At 57.7% G+C, this 17,086-nt stretch carries 20 protein-coding genes and 1 tRNA gene; 9 read left to right on the forward strand and 12 right to left on the reverse strand.

The window, feature by feature from the left end:
* Positions 1 to 2 precede the first annotated feature (2 nt).
* From CFBP4996_RS14020 to CFBP4996_RS14050, 7 genes are all read right to left on the reverse strand, one after another.
* The gene (locus tag CFBP4996_RS14020; protein ID WP_080852822.1) at positions 3 to 1,475 is read right to left on the reverse strand and encodes a TadA family conjugal transfer-associated ATPase; all 1,473 of its coding nucleotides are present in this window, start codon (positions 1,473 to 1,475) and stop codon (positions 3 to 5) included.
* 33 nt (positions 1,476 to 1,508) lie between these two features.
* Positions 1,509 to 2,792, reverse strand: a complete 1,284-nt coding sequence (locus tag CFBP4996_RS14025) for a CpaE/TadZ family protein (RefSeq protein WP_080852821.1) — start codon at positions 2,790 to 2,792, stop codon at positions 1,509 to 1,511.
* A 34-nt stretch (positions 2,793 to 2,826) separates the two neighbouring features.
* The gene (locus tag CFBP4996_RS14030; protein ID WP_080852820.1) at positions 2,827 to 3,519 is read right to left on the reverse strand and encodes a CpaD family pilus assembly protein; all 693 of its coding nucleotides are present in this window, start codon (positions 3,517 to 3,519) and stop codon (positions 2,827 to 2,829) included.
* A gap of 56 nt (positions 3,520 to 3,575) precedes the next feature.
* Positions 3,576 to 5,144: a type II and III secretion system protein family protein gene (locus CFBP4996_RS14035; RefSeq protein WP_424243863.1), complete on the reverse strand. Its 1,569-nt coding sequence runs from the start codon at positions 5,142 to 5,144 to the stop codon at positions 3,576 to 3,578.
* Between the two features lie 11 nt (positions 5,145 to 5,155).
* Positions 5,156 to 5,962 carry a Flp pilus assembly protein CpaB gene (gene cpaB / locus CFBP4996_RS14040; protein ID WP_080852818.1) on the reverse strand — a complete coding sequence of 269 codons (807 nt, stop codon included), beginning with the start codon at positions 5,960 to 5,962 and terminating at the stop codon, positions 5,156 to 5,158.
* Between the two features lie 117 nt (positions 5,963 to 6,079).
* Entirely contained in the window at positions 6,080 to 6,592 is a 513-nt protein-coding gene (locus CFBP4996_RS14045; RefSeq protein WP_080852817.1) for an A24 family peptidase, read from the reverse strand.
* Positions 6,593 to 6,671: 79 nt separating this feature from the next.
* Complete coding sequence (locus CFBP4996_RS14050; RefSeq protein WP_080852816.1) at positions 6,672 to 6,857, reverse strand: Flp family type IVb pilin; 186 nt, start codon at positions 6,855 to 6,857, stop codon at positions 6,672 to 6,674.
* 415 nt (positions 6,858 to 7,272) lie between these two features.
* Between CFBP4996_RS14050 and CFBP4996_RS14055 the strand changes: the two genes are divergently transcribed.
* Positions 7,273 to 7,683 (forward strand): pilus assembly protein N-terminal domain-containing protein, encoded by a 411-nt coding sequence (locus tag CFBP4996_RS14055; protein WP_020812471.1) that lies wholly within the window; start codon positions 7,273 to 7,275, stop codon positions 7,681 to 7,683.
* Positions 7,684 to 7,869: 186 nt separating this feature from the next.
* Here CFBP4996_RS14055 and CFBP4996_RS14060 read toward each other — a convergent pair.
* Positions 7,870 to 7,956, reverse strand: a tRNA-Leu gene (locus tag CFBP4996_RS14060).
* A gap of 119 nt (positions 7,957 to 8,075) precedes the next feature.
* Positions 8,076 to 8,381: an Rdx family protein gene (locus tag CFBP4996_RS14065; protein ID WP_003524477.1), complete on the reverse strand. Its 306-nt coding sequence runs from the start codon at positions 8,379 to 8,381 to the stop codon at positions 8,076 to 8,078.
* A gap of 145 nt (positions 8,382 to 8,526) precedes the next feature.
* On the opposite strand from CFBP4996_RS14065, the gene CFBP4996_RS14070 reads away from it, so the two are divergent.
* The 4 genes from CFBP4996_RS14070 (at position 8,527) to CFBP4996_RS14085 (ending at position 11,378) form a co-directional block, all read left to right on the forward strand.
* Positions 8,527 to 8,976 (forward strand): DoxX family protein, encoded by a 450-nt coding sequence (locus CFBP4996_RS14070; protein ID WP_003524478.1) that lies wholly within the window; start codon positions 8,527 to 8,529, stop codon positions 8,974 to 8,976.
* 138 nt (positions 8,977 to 9,114) lie between these two features.
* On the forward strand, positions 9,115 to 9,840 hold the full coding sequence (locus CFBP4996_RS14075) for a type 1 glutamine amidotransferase (RefSeq protein ID WP_162935943.1): 726 nt from the start codon (positions 9,115 to 9,117) through the stop codon (positions 9,838 to 9,840).
* 58 nt (positions 9,841 to 9,898) lie between these two features.
* The gene (locus tag CFBP4996_RS14080; RefSeq protein WP_059759498.1) at positions 9,899 to 10,087 is read left to right on the forward strand and encodes a YegP family protein; all 189 of its coding nucleotides are present in this window, start codon (positions 9,899 to 9,901) and stop codon (positions 10,085 to 10,087) included.
* 178 nt (positions 10,088 to 10,265) lie between these two features.
* Entirely contained in the window at positions 10,266 to 11,378 is a 1,113-nt protein-coding gene (locus CFBP4996_RS14085) for a glycoside hydrolase family 25 protein (RefSeq protein ID WP_035240397.1), read from the forward strand.
* A 12-nt stretch (positions 11,379 to 11,390) separates the two neighbouring features.
* On the opposite strand, the gene CFBP4996_RS14090 is transcribed toward CFBP4996_RS14085, so the two are convergent.
* Complete coding sequence (locus tag CFBP4996_RS14090) at positions 11,391 to 12,266, reverse strand: DMT family transporter (protein WP_080852814.1); 876 nt, start codon at positions 12,264 to 12,266, stop codon at positions 11,391 to 11,393.
* Between the two features lie 116 nt (positions 12,267 to 12,382).
* Between CFBP4996_RS14090 and CFBP4996_RS14095 the strand changes: the two genes are divergently transcribed.
* Positions 12,383 to 13,795, forward strand: coding sequence for an aminotransferase-like domain-containing protein (locus tag CFBP4996_RS14095; protein ID WP_205529277.1), 1,413 nt, complete (start codon positions 12,383 to 12,385; stop codon positions 13,793 to 13,795).
* 72 nt (positions 13,796 to 13,867) lie between these two features.
* Positions 13,868 to 14,185, forward strand: coding sequence for a hypothetical protein (locus CFBP4996_RS14100; protein ID WP_003524488.1), 318 nt, complete (start codon positions 13,868 to 13,870; stop codon positions 14,183 to 14,185).
* Between the two features lie 71 nt (positions 14,186 to 14,256).
* Here the strand turns inward: CFBP4996_RS14100 and CFBP4996_RS14105 are convergent, their stop codons facing one another.
* Entirely contained in the window at positions 14,257 to 14,715 is a 459-nt protein-coding gene (locus CFBP4996_RS14105) for an Rrf2 family transcriptional regulator (RefSeq protein ID WP_059759145.1), read from the reverse strand.
* A 154-nt stretch (positions 14,716 to 14,869) separates the two neighbouring features.
* On the opposite strand from CFBP4996_RS14105, the gene CFBP4996_RS14110 reads away from it, so the two are divergent.
* Complete coding sequence (locus tag CFBP4996_RS14110; RefSeq protein ID WP_080852812.1) at positions 14,870 to 15,757, forward strand: NAD(P)/FAD-dependent oxidoreductase; 888 nt, start codon at positions 14,870 to 14,872, stop codon at positions 15,755 to 15,757.
* Here the strand turns inward: CFBP4996_RS14110 and CFBP4996_RS14115 are convergent, their stop codons facing one another.
* Positions 15,758 to 16,534 (reverse strand): AraC family transcriptional regulator, encoded by a 777-nt coding sequence (locus CFBP4996_RS14115; protein ID WP_059759147.1) that lies wholly within the window; start codon positions 16,532 to 16,534, stop codon positions 15,758 to 15,760.
* A gap of 94 nt (positions 16,535 to 16,628) precedes the next feature.
* On the opposite strand from CFBP4996_RS14115, the gene CFBP4996_RS14120 reads away from it, so the two are divergent.
* Complete coding sequence (locus CFBP4996_RS14120) at positions 16,629 to 17,036, forward strand: DUF2000 family protein (RefSeq protein ID WP_078051400.1); 408 nt, start codon at positions 16,629 to 16,631, stop codon at positions 17,034 to 17,036.
* Positions 17,037 to 17,086: the final 50 nt, after the last annotated feature.

A 17,086-nucleotide genomic window follows, 5' to 3' on the forward strand; every position in this document is an offset into this window, starting at 1 on the left:
CCTTAGGATGTCTTTTCCATCTCATCGAGCGCGGCCGCCAGGCGTTTCTCTTCGCCGTAATAGCGTGCACGATCCCAGAAATTGGGCTTGCTGATGCCGGTCGATACGTGCCTGCCGATCAGCTTGCCGTTCGCATCTTCGCCTTCGATTTCGTATCGCATCAGATCCTGAGTGACGATGACATCGCCTTCCATGCCGATCACTTCCGTAATCTGCGTTATCCGGCGCGAGCCGTCACGCAGACGCGCCGCCTGAATGACGACATCGATCGAGCCTGAGATGATTTCACGTACAGTCTTGGCCGGCAGGGTGAAGCCGCCCATGGCGATCATCGATTCGATACGGCTGAGGCATTCGCGTGGCGTATTGGCGTGAAGTGTTCCCATCGAACCGTCGTGACCGGTGTTCATGGCCTGGAGAAGGTCGAAAACTTCCGGTCCGCGCACTTCGCCGACGATGATGCGTTCGGGCCGCATGCGAAGGCAGTTCTTGACCAGATCGCGCATGGTGATCTCGCCTTCCCCTTCGATATTGGGCGGACGCGTTTCGAGCCGCACCACATGCGGTTGCTGCAGCTGCAGTTCGGCGGTGTCTTCGCAGGTGATGACGCGTTCATCCCTGTCGATGAAGCTCGTCAGGCAGTTAAGAAGCGTCGTCTTACCCGAGCCGGTGCCGCCCGAGATGACGACATTGCAGCGGACGCGACCGATGATCTTGAGCAATGTTGCGCCTTCAGGCGTAATCGCTCCAAAACGCACGAGCTGGTCGAGTGTTAGCTTGTCCTTCTTGAATTTTCGGATCGTCAGCGCCGGACCGTCGATGGCAAGCGGCGGAGCGATGACATTGACGCGCGATCCGTCCGGCAGGCGCGCGTCGCATATCGGGCTCGATTCATCCACGCGTCGGCCGACCTGGCTGACGATGCGTTGGCAGATGGAAAGCAACTGCGCATTGTCACGAAAGCGGATATCGGATTCGATGGTCTTGCCGCCGACTTCGATGAAGGTCTGGCCGGAACCGTTGACCATGATATCGGCAATGTCGTCGCGTGCGAGAAGCGGCTCCAGCGGACCGTAACCAAGAACGTCGTTGCAGATATCTTCGAGCAGCTCTTCCTGCTCGGCGATCGACATGGCGAAGTTCTTGATCGTGATAATGTCGTTGACGATATCGCGAATTTCCTCGCGCGCGCTCTCCGCGTCGAGTTTGGCGAGCTGCGAAAGGTCAATCGTATCGATAAGCGCGGAAAATACCTGGCTCTTGGTATTGTAATAGTCTTCCGTGCGGGCGCGTTTTCTCTGCGCGGGCGGTGCGCTCGTTGCCGCCTGACGCACCACTGGTGATTGGCCGGGTTCAAGAGTGTCAATTGCAGCAGAACGAGGCTCAGGCGCTGTCATCACCTGCGTGGACACAGGTGCAGCATGATCCGGCTTCGTGCTTCTGGCTGGGCCTTCAGGCCCGCGTTTTCCGAACATCGGCGTTTCCGTTTAAGGACGCAGGCAGAAGACCTACTTGCGCTTGAGAATATTCTTCAGTTTTTCCAGACCGCCGCGCCTGCTTTTGCGCAGCACGGAGCGGCCTGTGATGGTATGGGCGATTTGCGAAAAGGTTTCCGCCGTCTGGGATTTTTCATCCATCTCGCTGATCATACGGCCGCTATTGGCGGCATTTCCGAACAACTGTGCGTCGAACGGAATGATCGCGATCGGTTCGATTTCCAGCGGCTCAAGGAAATCCGTCGGCGCGATTTCCGGACGCTTGGGCATGCCGACCTGATTGAGAACGAGATGCGGCAATTTATCGTTGGGTCTCAGCTTGATCAGCGCGTCGAAGAGGTTCTTCGTATTGCGCAGATTTGCGAGATCGGGAACCGCCGTTATGACCACCTCATCGGCTTCCGAAAGGACTGCCCGTGTCCAGTCGCACCATTGGTGGGGAAGATCGAGAACCGCAACCGGGGCACTGCGCTGCAAAACCTCGAGGATCGGTAGAAAGGCCTGACGATCGAGATCATAGGTTCTGTCGAGAAGAGACGGCGCTGCCAAAAGCGACAGATGATCGGAACATTTCGTCAAAAGACGATCGAGAAATACCTCGTCCAGCCGCTCCGGCGAAAAGACCGCTTCAGCCATGCCTTGGGCAGGGTCCTGATCGAAATCGATATTCGCCGTTCCATAGGCAAGGTCCATATCCGCCAGAATGGTTTCCGTGGAGAAAAGACTCGAAATGCCGAAGGCGCAATTATGCGCTATGGTGGATGAGCCTACGCCGCCCTTGGCGCCAATGAAGGCGATGTTGCGGCCCAGCGGCTCCGCTTCCGGATCGACGAAGATCGCGGCGATAGAGGCCAGGAGATCGGCCATATTGATCGGAGCGACGAGATATTCGGAAATGCCGTTGCGGATGAGATCGCGATAAAGCGTTATGTCGTTGTGTCGGCCGACGATGATGACACGCGTGGAGGGATCGCAAACTTCTGCCAGGGGCGCGAGATCGTCCAGCAGCGAGGCGGTTGAGCTTGCCGTTTCAAGAACGATGAGATTGGGCGTGGGCGACGTGGAAAACATCGTGGCTGCCGCATTGATATCGCCCTTGGTCACCCGCAGGGTGACCTTGCTCATGCGCCGGTCGCTGGACAATGCGTCCATGACGCCTTGCATATTGTCGCTGACACAGAAAGCGTGAACGGAAATTCGGGGCAGGGGGCGCAGGCGATCCATATCCGAAGCGCGCACCGACGGTTCGGCTTCTGCGCCGCCGCTAGGCTTGATATCGTATTCTACAGCGCTCATCGTCTTTCCTGCCGTGACAAATGTTGGGTCTGCATCAATCTGTTGTCGCGGTCGAAGTCTTGCCGCGATAGGTGTCGATGACGACCGCTCGGCGCTCGGCATCGATCGGGCTCATACCGCGCGGGCCGACCAGATCCATGGGATTGGCAATCTGCGCCGCGAGATTGCTTTGGGAAGCGCACCCGAAATTGTACCAGTTCTTGTTGGCGAAGGTATTGTCCGAGAGATCCTCGGGCCATTGGCCGCACTGACCGGTCATGGCGGTAACGGCGACATAGCTCAGGCGGATGGGGGAGGTGTCGCCATTCGGGGAAGCGGCATAACGCGTCTCCATGATCTTGCCCGGCGCTACACCCGCGCCGGAAAGCGTCGAGCGGATCTGTTTTGCCATTCGCGATGCGGCCGCCGAATTGGCCGATCCCGACGGGGTCTGAATATTGATGATCCCGGTCGACATCGACGCATAATTCTGGGCAAAACCGCGGACATTATCCGCCATCGCTGTGGTCAGCCGGCTGTCGCTGGCCGAGACCGGAATATCCAGCGAATGCTCCGCTTCCGACAGGGTAATCGGGTGGCGTGTGCGATAATCGTCGGGAATGGCGTTGGTGGTCATCGGGTCGCGTGCGCAGCCCTGCAAAAGGCCAGCGGCAAGCGCGGCAACGACGACGAGGCCGGTCCGTCTTCCGGAAAGGTAGGGGGAAAAGGAGGAATAGGGTTCCTTCATGACGTTTCCTGCCCTGACCGGGCTTGCTGTGAAGAGGGGATTTTGTGTGCGTGTCGTCATTTGTAGATGAACCCCACTGACCCCTGATAGGGCGCCGCCTGAACCTGATCCTTGCGGCCATAGACCTTGTTGACGCGGTTCATGAAATACATGGCGGCGTCGTTTTCCGGATTGAAGTTATCGTCTGGCCGGGCGATCTGATTGCGGGCAACGGGCCGGACCAGATAGGGCGTTGCAATGATGACCAGTTCCGTTTCGTTGCGCAGGAAGTCCTTGCTGCGAAAAAGCGTGCCGAAAATCGGTATTTTCGACATGCCCGGAAGGCCGGACATTGCCTGGCGGATATTGTCCTGAACGAGACCTGCGATCACGATCGAACCGCCAGAGGGAAGCTCGACCGTTGTGGATGTTTCACGCTTGCGGACAGACATGTAGGTTGAACCTGGAATGCCTCGCCCGTAGTTTCCGGTGACGACATTACCTTCATAAGTCGGTTCGGACACGTTGGTCTCGATCTTGAGACTTATTCTTCCGGGTGAAAGCACTACAGGCTTGAAGTTCAGCGTAATGCCGTAGTCGACCGTTTCCACCTCACGTTTGACGACCGTGGTATTCGTATCCTTGTCGAGCGAAACGTCCTGTTCCGCGGCGATCCGGAAATCTCCCCCGACGTAAAATTTCGCCTGTTCACCAGAAATTGCCGTCAGGCTCGGTTCTGCCAAAGTGCGCATGACACCTGCCTGCTCCATGGCATTGAGATAGGAGGCGAACCTGAGTGAGCCGGAGCCTATTGCACCGCTGGCGATCCTGGATGCAGTGTCGATTGTATTCCCGAGATTGGAAGGGTTTGCGAATTCGAAACCATTGTTGCTTGTCGAACTGCTGATGGAGCCATTGAAGCCGAGTTGCTTCAGAACCTGCCTGCTGACTTCGGCGACGGTGACCTTCAACGTCACCTGATCTTCACCTTCGATCGTCAGCATGTTGACGATTTGCGATACCTGCCGGCGCTCGGCAAAAATCGCCGCATCGCCGCCATTGTCGCCGCCCGTCAATGATATATTGCGGGTGGTGGCCTCGCCGCCTTTTAGAAAGGCGTCGGCAAGTTGAACGGCGCGCGCGGAGTCCTGCGGTGTACGCACGGATCCCGTAAGGACGATGTTGTCCGAGACGATTTCTACCTTGATATCCGACTCCGGAATGAAACGGCGGATATTGGCCTCGAGCCCGGAGATGTCGCGCTCGACCTCCAGGTCGAGGCTGACGATTTCCCGGCCATTTTCACCAAAGATGAAGATGTTGGTCTGTCCCACCGTTTTACCGAAGAGATAGATGCGTCTTGATGTGCGGGTCACGGCATCGGCAAGACTTGGATCGGCAACAAGAATGTCGTGGGCATCCTCCGGCAGGTCGATGACGAGCGCCTTGTTCAAACCGAGGTTCAAGCGCTTGCGAGTGCCAGCGCCGCTTTCGGTGATCCGCACGACGCTCGCGCTTTGCGCCTCTGCTTCGCTGACGCGCAGAAACCCGGGGGCATGCTGGCCGGGAACACCTGAAAAGGCCAGGCAGAATGCGAGCCCACCCGCCATCGATGAACGCAGGCGTTGTTTTAGACGGTTTGTCATGAGCTCCCCGGTCATTGTGATGCTCCTTGACCGCTTTTCACGATCGAGCCGGATTTGATCACCTGAATTTCCGGTTGTCCGGAACCTCCATTGAGAAGATATCCGGCCGAAAGCGTGTCGTTTTCCTGTGCATCGGCGACGGAGCGCAAAGCAAGCGTGAGACGGTCCGCCATTTGCTGCGCCACCGTTATGATCTTCGCCTGTTCCGGTGTGAGTTCGAGCGTGGCGGTTGCGCCGACCACCGCCGACGTTCCGTCCTCGCCTTCCTTGATCTGCTGATCGATTGCCAGGACACGAACATTGTTCAAAACATTTTCGGTCAGAAAGTTATTATTGTCGCCCTTGCGGACCATGATCACATCGACCCGGTCGTTCGGCAGTACGAAACCGCCTGCGCCTGTCGAGACGGAAATCTCGGTGGCGACGGCGCGTTTTCCGGCCGGCAAAAGGGAGGACATGATGCGCGTGCTGGAATCGACCACTTTTTCCGGCCGGATCGGTTCACCTTCGAAGAGAGGCAGCCGCACGACCGCGCCGGTGAGTTCGGTGATGGCGTCGGGCCTTTTCGCTTCCGTTATGAAACTGTCGACCACATTGCCCTGTGGCCAGGGTGTCCAGCGCACGGAGCTGTCATTCAGGCGGCTGCCGACGGGCAGGTTGATCGACGAAACGAGAACGTTGACCGTCGGCTCCTTCTGGATGATCGTTTCTGCTTTTTCGATGACCTGCTTCGCGCCGGAAATTTGCATGGCGACAACACCGGCAAGACCGGCGGCCACCAGAGCAACAGAGAGAATGACGATACGCGACGGTTTCATGCTCGATCCTTGAGGGAATCAGATTCTTCTCCCGTCAGGATGGCGCGCGATTGGTATAATTATGGTTAATATTATGCTTGGATTTGTAGTTAACCGATGCTTAACCCTCAAGGTTACTCAAGAAAGGCTTGCAATGGCTGCCTTGACAAGTGGTGTTTCCCCATAGGTTAGAAGACCAGCTATCGCTATGCCGATACCGTAAGGGATTTTTTTTGCCACCAGCAGGGAATCGGGTACCGGAATGCCGGCCGCCATGATTTCTCTTGAGCGTGTTCGCAAAAGAAGGATGCCGACCGTCAAAGCACCGCCGATAAAGGTCACCGCAAGTAGAAACTCGATGACGGAGATGTTGAAGCCATACCAGATCGCTGCGGCGGTCAAGAGCTTCGCATCCCCCCCGCCCATGACATTGGCGGCGAAGAGCGCAAAACAGGCGGCAAAAACTACGGCTCCGGCGGCGAAACTAAGGGCAAAAGTTTGCCAGTCCATGCCTGAAACGGGCGCGACAATTATAAAGGAAAATAACAGGATGAGCGGTATCCTGTTGGGAATCGTCATGGTGAAGAGGTCGTTCAGCGCGGCGAAGCTGAGACAGAGAGGAAGAATAAGGAATATCGCCGCAACTGTCATGGTTTTAATACCTGTAAGTAGAAACTATGTTGCCCCGCAATGACGGGGCAACACGATCAAATCCATTTTGACACGGAAATTACGGTGTCGGATTCGTCTTCACGTTCATGTAGCTGCCCAGGTTCGTGAACTGGGTGCTGAGGCTGGTGCCCAGGGTCTTGGCGCCGCCGATAATGGCAACAGAAATAAGGGCCGCAATCAGGCCATATTCGATAGCGGTCGCACCGGATTCGTCCTTGAGGAAACGAGCGAAAATCTTGGTCATAGGGTCTCTCCTAACTCTGTGTTGGTTCAGCACGCCGACAACTGTTCTCCGTTGTTCGGTTGGGTTCAAACTACAGCCGAGCGATTTCCAAGCGCTTAAAAAAAACGATTAACTCAAAGTAAACGGCAGGATGAGTTTCTCTTGGTAAATAAAAACAAAAAGTATTGTCTGCATTTTTATATTTGCTGATAAACAAATATATTCAGGCACTGACCATTTCTCTCTTTCGGCAAAGTTTCCTTTGAAAGAGGCGCAGCTGTTCAGTTTTGACGCGGGGCGGAGAGACGTGAAAATATCAATACATTACGAATGGTTACCATCCTCCTTGCGGATTTTCGCCATTTAACGCTTCATTCACTAAAACCGCGCATTCTGTGGAACAATAAAGTGCGGATAGTGAGCAAGGGCCAAACGCGTGTCATCCGGAAAACTGGCGAAAATTGTGGTCGGCTTGTCCGTCTTTCTATCGGGTTCGCTGCAGCCCGCTTTTGCTGAGGATGACATATTGCGCGTTTCGATGAATCACGCCCGTGTCCTTCGTCTCGATCGCGCCGTCAGCAAGGTTATCGTCGGCAACTCCAAAGTCGCCGATGCCACGGTTGCCGATGCCACCACGATTGTTTTGACGGGTCGCAGTTTCGGCACAACCAATCTCGTGCTTCTGGATGCCGATGGCAATCCAATCGTGGATGAACGCATTCTCGTCTCTATCGACGAGGGCAATACGGTGCGTGTTTTCCGGCAGACGGAGCGGACCGTTCTGTCCTGTACGCCGAATTGCGAACAGCATTCGCAAAATAGTGGCGATAAAGACGCTCAGCCATAACAGGCAAGGTCGATCATATTTCAGACAGGAAAACAGGCCTTCCGACAAAAACGGAAGCGGCCTGTTCGTAGCTTTTCTGTAAGTGGAAAAGGCGAAAAAGCAACACGCTTCCCGGCGTTTACCGGTCGGCTATATGTTGCTGTTTTTTCGGCTAAGTTCTTGATCTGGCTAAGATCAAAAATGGAATGGTGCCCAGAAGAGGACTCGAACCTCCACACCCTTGCGAGTACCAGCACCTGAAGCTGGCGCGTCTACCAATTCCGCCATCTGGGCGACGGAGAGCGATGTACGAGGGCAGCCGCCCGGTGTCAACAGACTTTTTGAACTTTTATGACGATCATTGATTTTAAAGGGAAAAAACTTGGTTGGGGCTGTTGAAACATGTCGCCGGGTCAGGTGTCGAGCCCTTCATGCTTCGTTCTGTCCACATGACCGAGGTCGCGCTCCGGGTCGATGATGTCACGGATTCTCTGTTTGAGTTCTTTGGGGCCGGGAAAACCGCCATCGCGTTTGCGTTCCCATATGGTCGTGCCGTCCACGGTGATCTCGAACAGACCGCCGGTTGAGGGAACGAGGCTGACTTCGCCGACATCGGAAGCGAAGGTCTGCAGGATTTCCTGCGCCATCCAGCCTGCCCGAAGCAGCCAGTTGCATTGCGTGCAATAGCGGATGGTTATGCGGGGTTTGGTCTCGGTCATCCTCACGTCTCCTTCACCGCCTGGCGGCAATAATGTTCACGATAATGTCAACTATAATACTCATGTTTTTACCGGGCGTACGCTTGTTCTTATCATGCGGCTTTGCGAACAGAGAAGCTGTCGAAGGCTGAAACGTGGAGATCCTATGGCCCAGTTCGAGAATAATCGTCAGCGTCTTTTCGTTCCGGCGGTCGCACCGCTTTATAATGCGACACACGATCTGGTGGAGACGATCCTGCGCGTCACTGCCGGGCTTCTCCTCGTCACCCATGGGTTCGGCAAGATCGTCAATCCTTTCGGCGCGGTCGGCATGGTGGAGAGCCTCGGTTTTTATCCCGGCGTCTTCTGGTCGCCGCTGCTTGCTGCCACGGAATTTTTCGGCGGAATTCTGGTCGCCATCGGCCTGTTCACACGGCCGGCATCCTTCGCGGCCATGATCGTTCTTTTGGTAACCGTTTATTTTCACGGCATCGTAAAGGCGGAAGGTCTGGGTGGCGCGGAAAAATCTATTCTGTGGGCCGCGATTTTCCTGTTCTTCGCCGTTCGTGGCGGCAACCGGCATTCCGCAGACGCCAAGCTGGCGCGTGAATTCTAAGGCGCATCAGATCAGGTCATCCGCCTGTCGTCGCACTGGCGACGCCGCGGCTCTTGAAAATCGATTTTTCTCGTGGTGAAGCTGGATTCGATCGGCACTCTTGGCCGGTTGAATCCATTGTCGTCTCCACGAGGTCTTATGCGCGTCGCAATCATAGAAAACATGGCGGGTACGCCGCACGGGCAGCTCGGCGTAGCGCTGGAAGAAGCGGCGGCGGAAATCCATGTCATCCGCGCCTATGCGGGTGAGCCTCTCCCAAGGGATGCCGCCGACCATGATGCGCTCGTCGTTCTGGGCGGCGAACAGAACGCGCTTGACGATGCGCTTTATCCCTATCTTGCCGATCTCTCCCTTCTCATGAAAGCCTTTGGCGATGCTGGTAAAGCGGTCATGGGTGTGTGCCTCGGCAGCCAGTTGCTGGCGCGCGCCTATGGGGGAGAGAATATTCTCTCGGGGCCGCCGGAATTCGGCTGGCAGGATGTATCCCTGACGGAAGAGGGCGTGTCCGATCCGCTATTGGCCGGGCTGGAAAAGACATTCCCTATTTTTCAGTGGCATTGCGATACATTTACGCTTCCGCCGGACGCCACGCGGCTTGCGACCAATGGCGCGACACGAAATCAGGCCTTTCGCATCGGCCGGGCGGTCTATGGCACGCAATTCCATTTCGAGGCCTCGACCGCCGTGGTTGATGGCTGGTGCCAGGCGTTTCCTGCTTCCGTCGAAAGAATGTCGCCGGGCTGGCTGGAGAACTATCGTGACCACCGTGGCTTGCGCGCAGAAATGGCCGATGCAGCCGGGCTTGAAATCGCTCGAGCCTGGGTACGGCTCATTGAGATCTGCGATTTTCCGTTGCGAAAGTGATCGAGGCCGAACAAAGTTGCGGCTGATGGACTACCGCGCGAAAGGAGGCGCAAAGATTATGTACAAATTCGAAATCTATCAGGACAAGGCCGGCGAATATCGTTTTCGCTTCAAGGCATCCAACGGGGAAACAATGTTCTCGTCGGAAGGATACAAGGCGAAGGCGTCGGCCATCCATGCGATCGAATCGATCAAGAGAAATTCCCCCGGCGCCGACACTGTCGATCTGACCGCCATGACGGCCTGAGCCGCGCCGCCGCGCGAGAACTCGAACCGTTTCGCCTGCCAGAAATGACGGGCGCATCGGCGGGTGCCGACGTAAAGATAAGATTCAGTCTTTTTTGATAATCTTCCGTTAGCATTTGTATTTCGAGGTCTCCGGGCGGCATCAGAGTGCCCCCGATTTGTTTTGCGTACGGGTTCTCATGCGTTCATCGGCTGTGCCAGCACTTTTCTTTGGTTGCTTCCTGCTTGGAGGCTGCACGTCCAGTTCCGGGCCGGAAAGCCTGATGGCCGGTTTGCCCTCGAAGGAAACGACGAGTTCGGTCACGCCATCCGCACCGGTGCCGCAGGCAGGCGTCGGTACCCAGGCCATCGCCGCTCAACCACGGCAGGAAGTTCTGGCATGGGGCGGGCCGGTGCCTGACGAACCCAAGGCCTTTTCCGCTGTCACCCCCAGGGCGTCGTTAACGCAGAATGCGCCTGAAATCCGTTTACCGGTTCCGTCACAGGCGGCCGGAATGGTGCGGCCGGCGGAGCGCCCCACGATCAACCAGATGGAGCGTCCGGTACAGTTGGCCATGGCTGCGGCCCCGGCGGCGAGCGCCGGTGCACAGATTCGCTCGCGCATTTTCCGCTCCAGCTTCAGCGATGCCAAGCCGATCAATTTCGGCAGGGTCCAGCCGCGTCATTTTCAGGTCCACGGGGTGGATGTATCCCGCTGGCAGGCCAATATAAACTGGCCGCAGCTGCGCACGCGCGGCGCCAATTTCGCCTTCATCAAGGCGACGGATGGCGGCGACCATCTCGATCCGATGTTCCGCACCAACTGGCAGCGCGCGAAGGAGGCGGGCATTCGCCGCGGCGCTTACCACTTCTTCTATTGGTGCCGCAACGCCAGCGAACAGGCGGACTGGTTCATTCGTAATGTACCGCGCGACCCGGACGCCCTGCCGCCGGTTATCGACGTGGAATATAACGGCGAATCGAGCTGCAAGATGCGCCATTCGCGTGAACGCGTTCTGGAAAAGATGCGCGTCTTCATGGACAAGCTCGAGCGCCATTACGGCCAGCGGCCGATCATTTATACGGCGCCCGATTTTTACAAGGACAACCTCCAGGGCGAGTTCCAGGACTATCCCTTCTGGCTGCGCGCCGTCGCCCAGCATCCGTCGGTGGTTTATCCCGGCCGCAAGTGGTTGTTCTGGCAATATTCCGGTTCCGGCCTGTCGCACGGCGTCGATGGCCGCATCGATCTCAATGTCTTCAACGGCAGCGAGGACGCATGGCATCGCTGGGTGGACCGCCGTTCGAGCTGACGATGGCAGCCGTCAGCGCGCGAATTTCCGCGCGCCTGCAACACAAAGCACCACAATAAGCGTAACGGCGATCATGGCCGGGCTCACCTCCTCATGCAGCAGGGTCGCGGCAAGTGCGAGCCCGAAGAAGGGCTGAAGCAATTGCAGCTGGCCGACGGCTGCGATGCCGCCAAGCGCCAGCCCGCGGTACCAGAAGATGAAGCCGATCAGCATGCTGAACAGGGAAACATAGGCAAGGCCAGCCCAGGCCTGCGGGTCGATGCCGGCAAGCGTTTCCGGCCCGGTGAAGAAAGCAAGCGGCAGCATTACCGGCAGGGAAAGAACCAGCGCCCAGGAAATGACCTGCCAGCCGCCCAGCTTGCGGGAAAGGGCAGCACCTTCCGCATAGCCGAGCCCGCAGACGATGATTGCGCCGAGCATCAGAAGATCGCCGGCAAGCGAGGCCTCGATCCCGGCGGCAAACGAATTTGACAGCGAAAACCCCGCAACAAGCGCGCTTCCAAGACAGGAAAAGAACCAGAAGACGGGGCGCGGGCGTTCTCCGCCGCGCAGCACGGCGAAGATTGCTGTCGCGAGCGGCAAGAGCCCCACGAAAACGATGGAATGCGCCGAGGTGACATGTCGCAGGGCGAGTGCGGTCAATAGCGGGAAGCCCACCACGACACCGAGCGAGACGATGAAAAGCGATGTCAGATCATCGCGCGCCGGGCGCCTTTGCCTGAACAGAAACAGCAGCGCCAACGCCAGCAGGCCGGCAATGCTGGCGCGGGCGACGGTCAGGAACACCGGATCGAAACCCGTTACCGCAATGCGTGTCGCGGGCAGCGAGCCGCTGAATATCACCACGCCTGTCAGGCCGCTCAGCCAGCCGCTCGTCGTCTTGTCCATTGTCAACTCCTGCGTTTTGCCTTTCTTGATCCCGAATGGCTGGCAGGAACAGCGACAATCATATACGATTTCAACAAACTGTTATGGTATCACAAGCGGTACAGTTGGAGGAAAATGTGGACGTACAGGTTGTCGTGGGCACGCGCATAGAAAAGGTGATGGCAAGTGTGCGGCAACGCATTGCATCGCGCAGCCTCGTGCCGGGCGCGCGCCTGCCGTCGGTCAGGGCGCTGGCGAAGACCATGCAGGTTTCCACCTCCACCGTTGTCGAGGCCTACGACCGGCTCGTGGCGGATGGTACGATAAGCTCGCGCCCCGGCTCCGGTTTTTTCGTTTCGGGCCCGCTTGCGCCCCTGTCGCTCGCCGATATCGAGCCGCAGCTCGACAGGGCGGTGGATCCCTTGTGGGTCTCGCGGCAGGCGCTGGATGAAGGTTCCGTTCTCGCCAAACCCGGTTGCGGCTGGCTTCCCGCATCGTGGATGCCGCAGGAAGCGTTGAGGCGGGCGATGCGCGGGCTTGCCCGCGCCGACGCCGCCCTGCTGACGGATTATGGCAACCCGATGGGGCTGCTGCCCCTGCGCCAGCTTCTGTCGCGCAGGCTGGCCGAACACGGGGTGCAGGCGGGCGCCAGCCAGATCATGCTCACCGATTCCGGCACGCAGGCGATCGATCTTCTGTGCCGTTTCCTGCTGCAACCGGGGGATACGGTTGTTGTCGATGACCCATGCTACTTCAATTTCCATGCTCTTTTGCGGGCGCATCGGGTGAAGATCGTCGGTGTTCCCTATACGCCGACCGGACCGGATCTGGCACTTTTCGAGCAGGCGCTGAAAGACCATCAGCCCCGGCTTTATATCACCAATTCCGCAATCCATAATCCGACAGGTGCAAGGCTTTCCGCCGTTTCCGCCCATCGCCTGCTGATGCTCGCCGAGCAGGTGGGGCTGACCATCATCGAGGATGATATTTTTGCCGATTTCGAAACCCAGGCCGCGCCCCGGCTGGCGGCCTTTGATGGTCTGAACCGCGTCGTCCAGATAGGCAGTTTTTCAAAAACACTATCGGCCTCCGTGCGGTGCGGTTTCATTGCAGCACCCATGGCTTGGGTGGAGGCCCTGACCGATCTCAAGATCGCCACCACTTTTGGCGGAACGCATTTTTCGGCGGCGCTGATCCTCTCGCTTTTGACCGATGGCAGTTACCGCAAGCATATCGAGGCGCTGAGGCAGCGTCTTGCGGCAACGATGCCGGAGGTGGCGGCGCGTCTGAGGTCGGTCGGATGTGTGCCGTGGATCGAACCGCAGGCGGGCATGTTTTTATGGTGCCGCCTGCCGGACGGGGTAGATGCCGCCGATGTGGCGCGCCGCGCGCTTTCGCGGCAGGTGGTGCTGGCCCCCGGCAATGTGTTCAGTTCCTCGCAGAATGCCTCCGGTTTCATGCGTTTCAATGTGTCGCAAATGGCAGGTCCGCAGGTCATGACGGTGCTGGCGGAGGCGCTTCAGCAAACGCCCGAACCTTGTCGGTTGTAAGCGTTCTGGAAGGAATCGGAACAAAATCCCGTGAACGTCGTTTTCTCCGCAGAATGAAGAGGAGGAAACACCATGACATTCGATCCCAACAACCCGCGTCCGGACCGCGATCTTCGTCCGGAAGTGAATATCAGCAATGAACCGCGTGCCCGCACGTCGTCGTCCTGGGTGCCGTGGTTGGCGATCATCGTTGTCGTATTGGTGGGCGTTTTCGCCTGGTCGCAGATGAGCGGCCCCACCACCGATCCGGCCACGACATCCTCCACCACGCCGCCTGCGGCAACGGATCAGGCACCGGCGCCCATGGCTCCGACCGCTCCGGCAACGCCGCCTGCGAACAACACCGCACCGGCAAGCCCGAATACGGGCGGCACGCAGACCCAGCCGTAACGGGCCTACTGATATGATAAAACCGCCTGCCTCCGGGCAGGCGGTTTTTCTTTGCGGCCCTTATCCGCGCCCTAAAGCTGCTCCATTGCGGAAGGGTGGTTGGAAACCCTGGACCAGCGGCTGATGGACTCCTGTGCCAGTTGCGAAAGGGCAATGCTTCCGAAACGGGACAGCAGAATGTTCTCCGCCTCTTTCATGGCCTCGAAAAGTGCTGCATTGACGGCCTGTTCGATGACGCAGTTCGGGTTGTCGCCCGCCAGCCCGATCGAGAACAGCTCCGGTGCGCCAAGCGCCCGGTAAATATCGAGCAGCGTGATTTCGCTGAGCGGCCGCGCCAGCACCCATCCGCCGCCATGGCCTTTTTCCGACGAGACATAACCATGCTCTCGCAAGCCGGCCATTGTCCTGCGCACCACCACCGGATTGGTCTGAAGCATCGCCGCGATGCTTTCGGATGTCGCCGCACCCTTATGATTTTCCATATGGATCAGAATATGCAGCACCCGTGAAAGGCGCGTGTCGTGTCTCATTGTCCAAACCCGTCTGTTTACACCGACGCTATCACTTTCGAGGTGACGTAACAATATAAGTTGCGTGACTATTGACTCCGAAAATCACGTAACAATATAAGTATCGTGAAATGAACGGGCGCTTCCGCCTCTTTCCTGAAACGATGGGTGCATCATGAAATTCGACGTCATCATTATCGGCGGCAGCTATGCCGGCCTCTCGGCCGCCCTGCAGCTTGGACGCGCCAGAAAAAACATTCTGGTGGTGGATGCCGGTGAACGGAGAAACCGTTTCGCCAGCCATTCCCACGGTTTTCTCGGCCAGGATGGCAAGGCGCCGGGTGAGATTATCGCCGAGGCGCGCCGCCAGATCGAACGTTACCCGACCATAGATTGGGTCGAGGGCAGGGTGACCGATGCCGAAGGCTCCTTCGGCGATTTTGTAGTCGAGATCGATGGCGAACGTCGTGAGACAGCGGACCGGCTGATCCTCGCCATGGGCGTCACCGATGAATTGCCTGCTATTGCCGGGCTGAAAGAGCGTTGGGGCTCTTCGGTCTTCCATTGCCCCTATTGCCATGGTTACGAGCTCAATCAGGGAAAAATCGGCGTCATCGCCGCTTCACCTTTGGCCATTCACCACGCATTGATGCTGCCCGACTGGGGCGAGACGACCTTTTTCACCAATGGCGTATTCGAGCCGGATGGGGATCAGCAAGTATTGTTGTCGGACCGGGGCGTGCGGGTGGAAACAACCCGCATCCGGGAAATTACGGGGCATGCGGATGTCGTTCTGGCGGATGGACGCAGCATCGCGTTGGCTGGCCTTTTCACCCAGCCTAAATTGCGTATCTCCTCGAACTGGCTGGAAAAACTTGGCTGCGCCGTGGAGGAGGGGCCGATGGGATCGACCATCGTGACAGATCCCATGAAACAGACCACCGCCCACGGCATCTTCGCCTGCGGTGATGTGGCAAGGCCTGCCGGCTCGGTCGCCCTTTCGGTGGGAGACGGCGCCATGGCGGGTGCTGCGGCTCACCGGTCGATCCTGTTTCCGGAATGATCAATGCGAAACAAGGTTGAGCCAGCGGCCCGGCGGCATGCCGAAGGCATTTTTGAAATGTCGGGTAAAATGCGCCTGATCCGCAAAACCGCAGGCAAATGCCGTTTCCGCAAGGCCCGCACCCGCACGCATCATGTCCTTGCATTTCTGCAGTCGGCGCATGATGAGATAACGGTGCGGGCTGGTGCCGAACAGGAAGCGAAAGTGCCGAAAGAGCGTGAAGCGGTCGAGCCCGCTTATCCGTTCCAGCTCTTCAGAGCCGACCGTGTCGGCACTATTCTCCAGCAGATAGTCCCGGCACCGTAAAACGGCGATACGGTCGATCCGTTTGATGGTTCTGGCGCTTCCGTTTGAATGTTTCCAGAGCAAATCCGCCAGTCTCGACTGCCAGTCGGTGAGAAGCAGATTGTCCGGCTCGCCTTCCAGATTGCCAAGAGCCTCGATGAGGCATTGCCGGAATTCCTCATCCTCGATGACGGGATTCTGGGCGAAGGGCAGCGCATTATATCCCGCCTCAGTCGTTTTTTCGGGCGGAAGATAAAGCATACGGTAGCGCAGGCCTTCATCGGTGCCTGCGCCGCCATCGTGAACTTCGTCCGGATGCAGCACGATTACCTTTCCGGGCGTGCTGAAATGCGATTTCCCCCGATAGGAAAAGGTCTGGACGCCGGAAAGCGTGACACCCAGCGCATAGGTATCATGACGGTGCGGCGCATAGGCGTTGCCATGAAAGCGCGCTTCGATGCGTTCTATGCCTTCGCTGGAGGGCGCCTGCACGATCCCTTCGAATTTGCACGAACGTTCAAGATCGCCGACGCCCTGAGGCGCTAGGATCGCTTCTCTTTCGTAACCACAGCCAGATTGAGTTCGCATGTTTGATACCAAGATCGCCGTCATCCTTCGCGATGACCTTGCCGTGTGGCAAAAACTGAATGTTACCGCATTTCTCATGTCCGGGATCGTCGCCCAGACCAAGGAGATCATTGGAGAACCATATCGCGACGGGGCGGGCAACGTCTATAATCCCCTGTCCATCCAGCCGATTGTCGTCATGGCCACGGATCAGGAGGCGCTGCGCAAAATCCACCAGCGATCCCTCGAGCGCGACGTTACGACATCGCTTTATATCGAGGAAATGTTCGCCACCGGGCACGATGTCGCCAATCGCCAGGTATTTTCGGAGTTTTCGCCGGAAAATGCCAAGGTGGTGGGCATGGCGCTGAGGGCCGACAGGAAGATCGTCGACAAGATCACCAAGGGCGCGAAGCTGCACGCGTGATAGAAGCCTAAACGCAAAAGGGAGGCTCTGGGCCTCCCTTCCATAGCGAT

Source organism: Agrobacterium leguminum, assembly GCF_005144435.2.
In the GTDB taxonomy this organism is placed as follows: Bacteria; Pseudomonadota; Alphaproteobacteria; order Rhizobiales; family Rhizobiaceae; genus Agrobacterium; species Agrobacterium leguminum.

Excerpts from the sequence above, each read along its gene's own strand:
- CFBP4996_RS14020 (WP_080852822.1), bottom strand. The coding sequence starts at position 1,475 with ATGTTCGGAAAACGCGGGCCTGAAGGCCCAGCCAGAAGCACGAAGCCG.
- CFBP4996_RS14025 (WP_080852821.1), bottom strand. The coding sequence starts at position 2,792 with ATGAGCGCTGTAGAATACGATATCAAGCCTAGCGGCGGCGCAGAAGCC.
- CFBP4996_RS14030 (WP_080852820.1), bottom strand. The coding sequence starts at position 3,519 with ATGAAGGAACCCTATTCCTCCTTTTCCCCCTACCTTTCCGGAAGACGG.
- CFBP4996_RS14035 (WP_424243863.1), bottom strand. The coding sequence starts at position 5,144 with ATGACAAACCGTCTAAAACAACGCCTGCGTTCATCGATGGCGGGTGGG.
- cpaB (WP_080852818.1), bottom strand. The coding sequence starts at position 5,962 with ATGAAACCGTCGCGTATCGTCATTCTCTCTGTTGCTCTGGTGGCCGCC.
- CFBP4996_RS14045 (WP_080852817.1), bottom strand. The coding sequence starts at position 6,592 with ATGACAGTTGCGGCGATATTCCTTATTCTTCCTCTCTGTCTCAGCTTC.
- CFBP4996_RS14050 (WP_080852816.1), bottom strand. The coding sequence starts at position 6,857 with ATGACCAAGATTTTCGCTCGTTTCCTCAAGGACGAATCCGGTGCGACC.
- CFBP4996_RS14065 (WP_003524477.1), bottom strand. The coding sequence starts at position 8,381 with ATGACCGAGACCAAACCCCGCATAACCATCCGCTATTGCACGCAATGC.
- CFBP4996_RS14070 (WP_003524478.1), top strand. The coding sequence starts at position 8,527 with ATGGCCCAGTTCGAGAATAATCGTCAGCGTCTTTTCGTTCCGGCGGTC.
- CFBP4996_RS14075 (WP_162935943.1), top strand. The coding sequence starts at position 9,115 with ATGCGCGTCGCAATCATAGAAAACATGGCGGGTACGCCGCACGGGCAG.
- CFBP4996_RS14080 (WP_059759498.1), top strand. The coding sequence starts at position 9,899 with ATGTACAAATTCGAAATCTATCAGGACAAGGCCGGCGAATATCGTTTT.
- CFBP4996_RS14085 (WP_035240397.1), top strand. The coding sequence starts at position 10,266 with ATGCGTTCATCGGCTGTGCCAGCACTTTTCTTTGGTTGCTTCCTGCTT.
- CFBP4996_RS14090 (WP_080852814.1), bottom strand. The coding sequence starts at position 12,266 with ATGGACAAGACGACGAGCGGCTGGCTGAGCGGCCTGACAGGCGTGGTG.
- CFBP4996_RS14100 (WP_003524488.1), top strand. The coding sequence starts at position 13,868 with ATGACATTCGATCCCAACAACCCGCGTCCGGACCGCGATCTTCGTCCG.
- CFBP4996_RS14105 (WP_059759145.1), bottom strand. The coding sequence starts at position 14,715 with ATGAGACACGACACGCGCCTTTCACGGGTGCTGCATATTCTGATCCAT.
- CFBP4996_RS14110 (WP_080852812.1), top strand. The coding sequence starts at position 14,870 with ATGAAATTCGACGTCATCATTATCGGCGGCAGCTATGCCGGCCTCTCG.
- CFBP4996_RS14120 (WP_078051400.1), top strand. The coding sequence starts at position 16,629 with ATGTTTGATACCAAGATCGCCGTCATCCTTCGCGATGACCTTGCCGTG.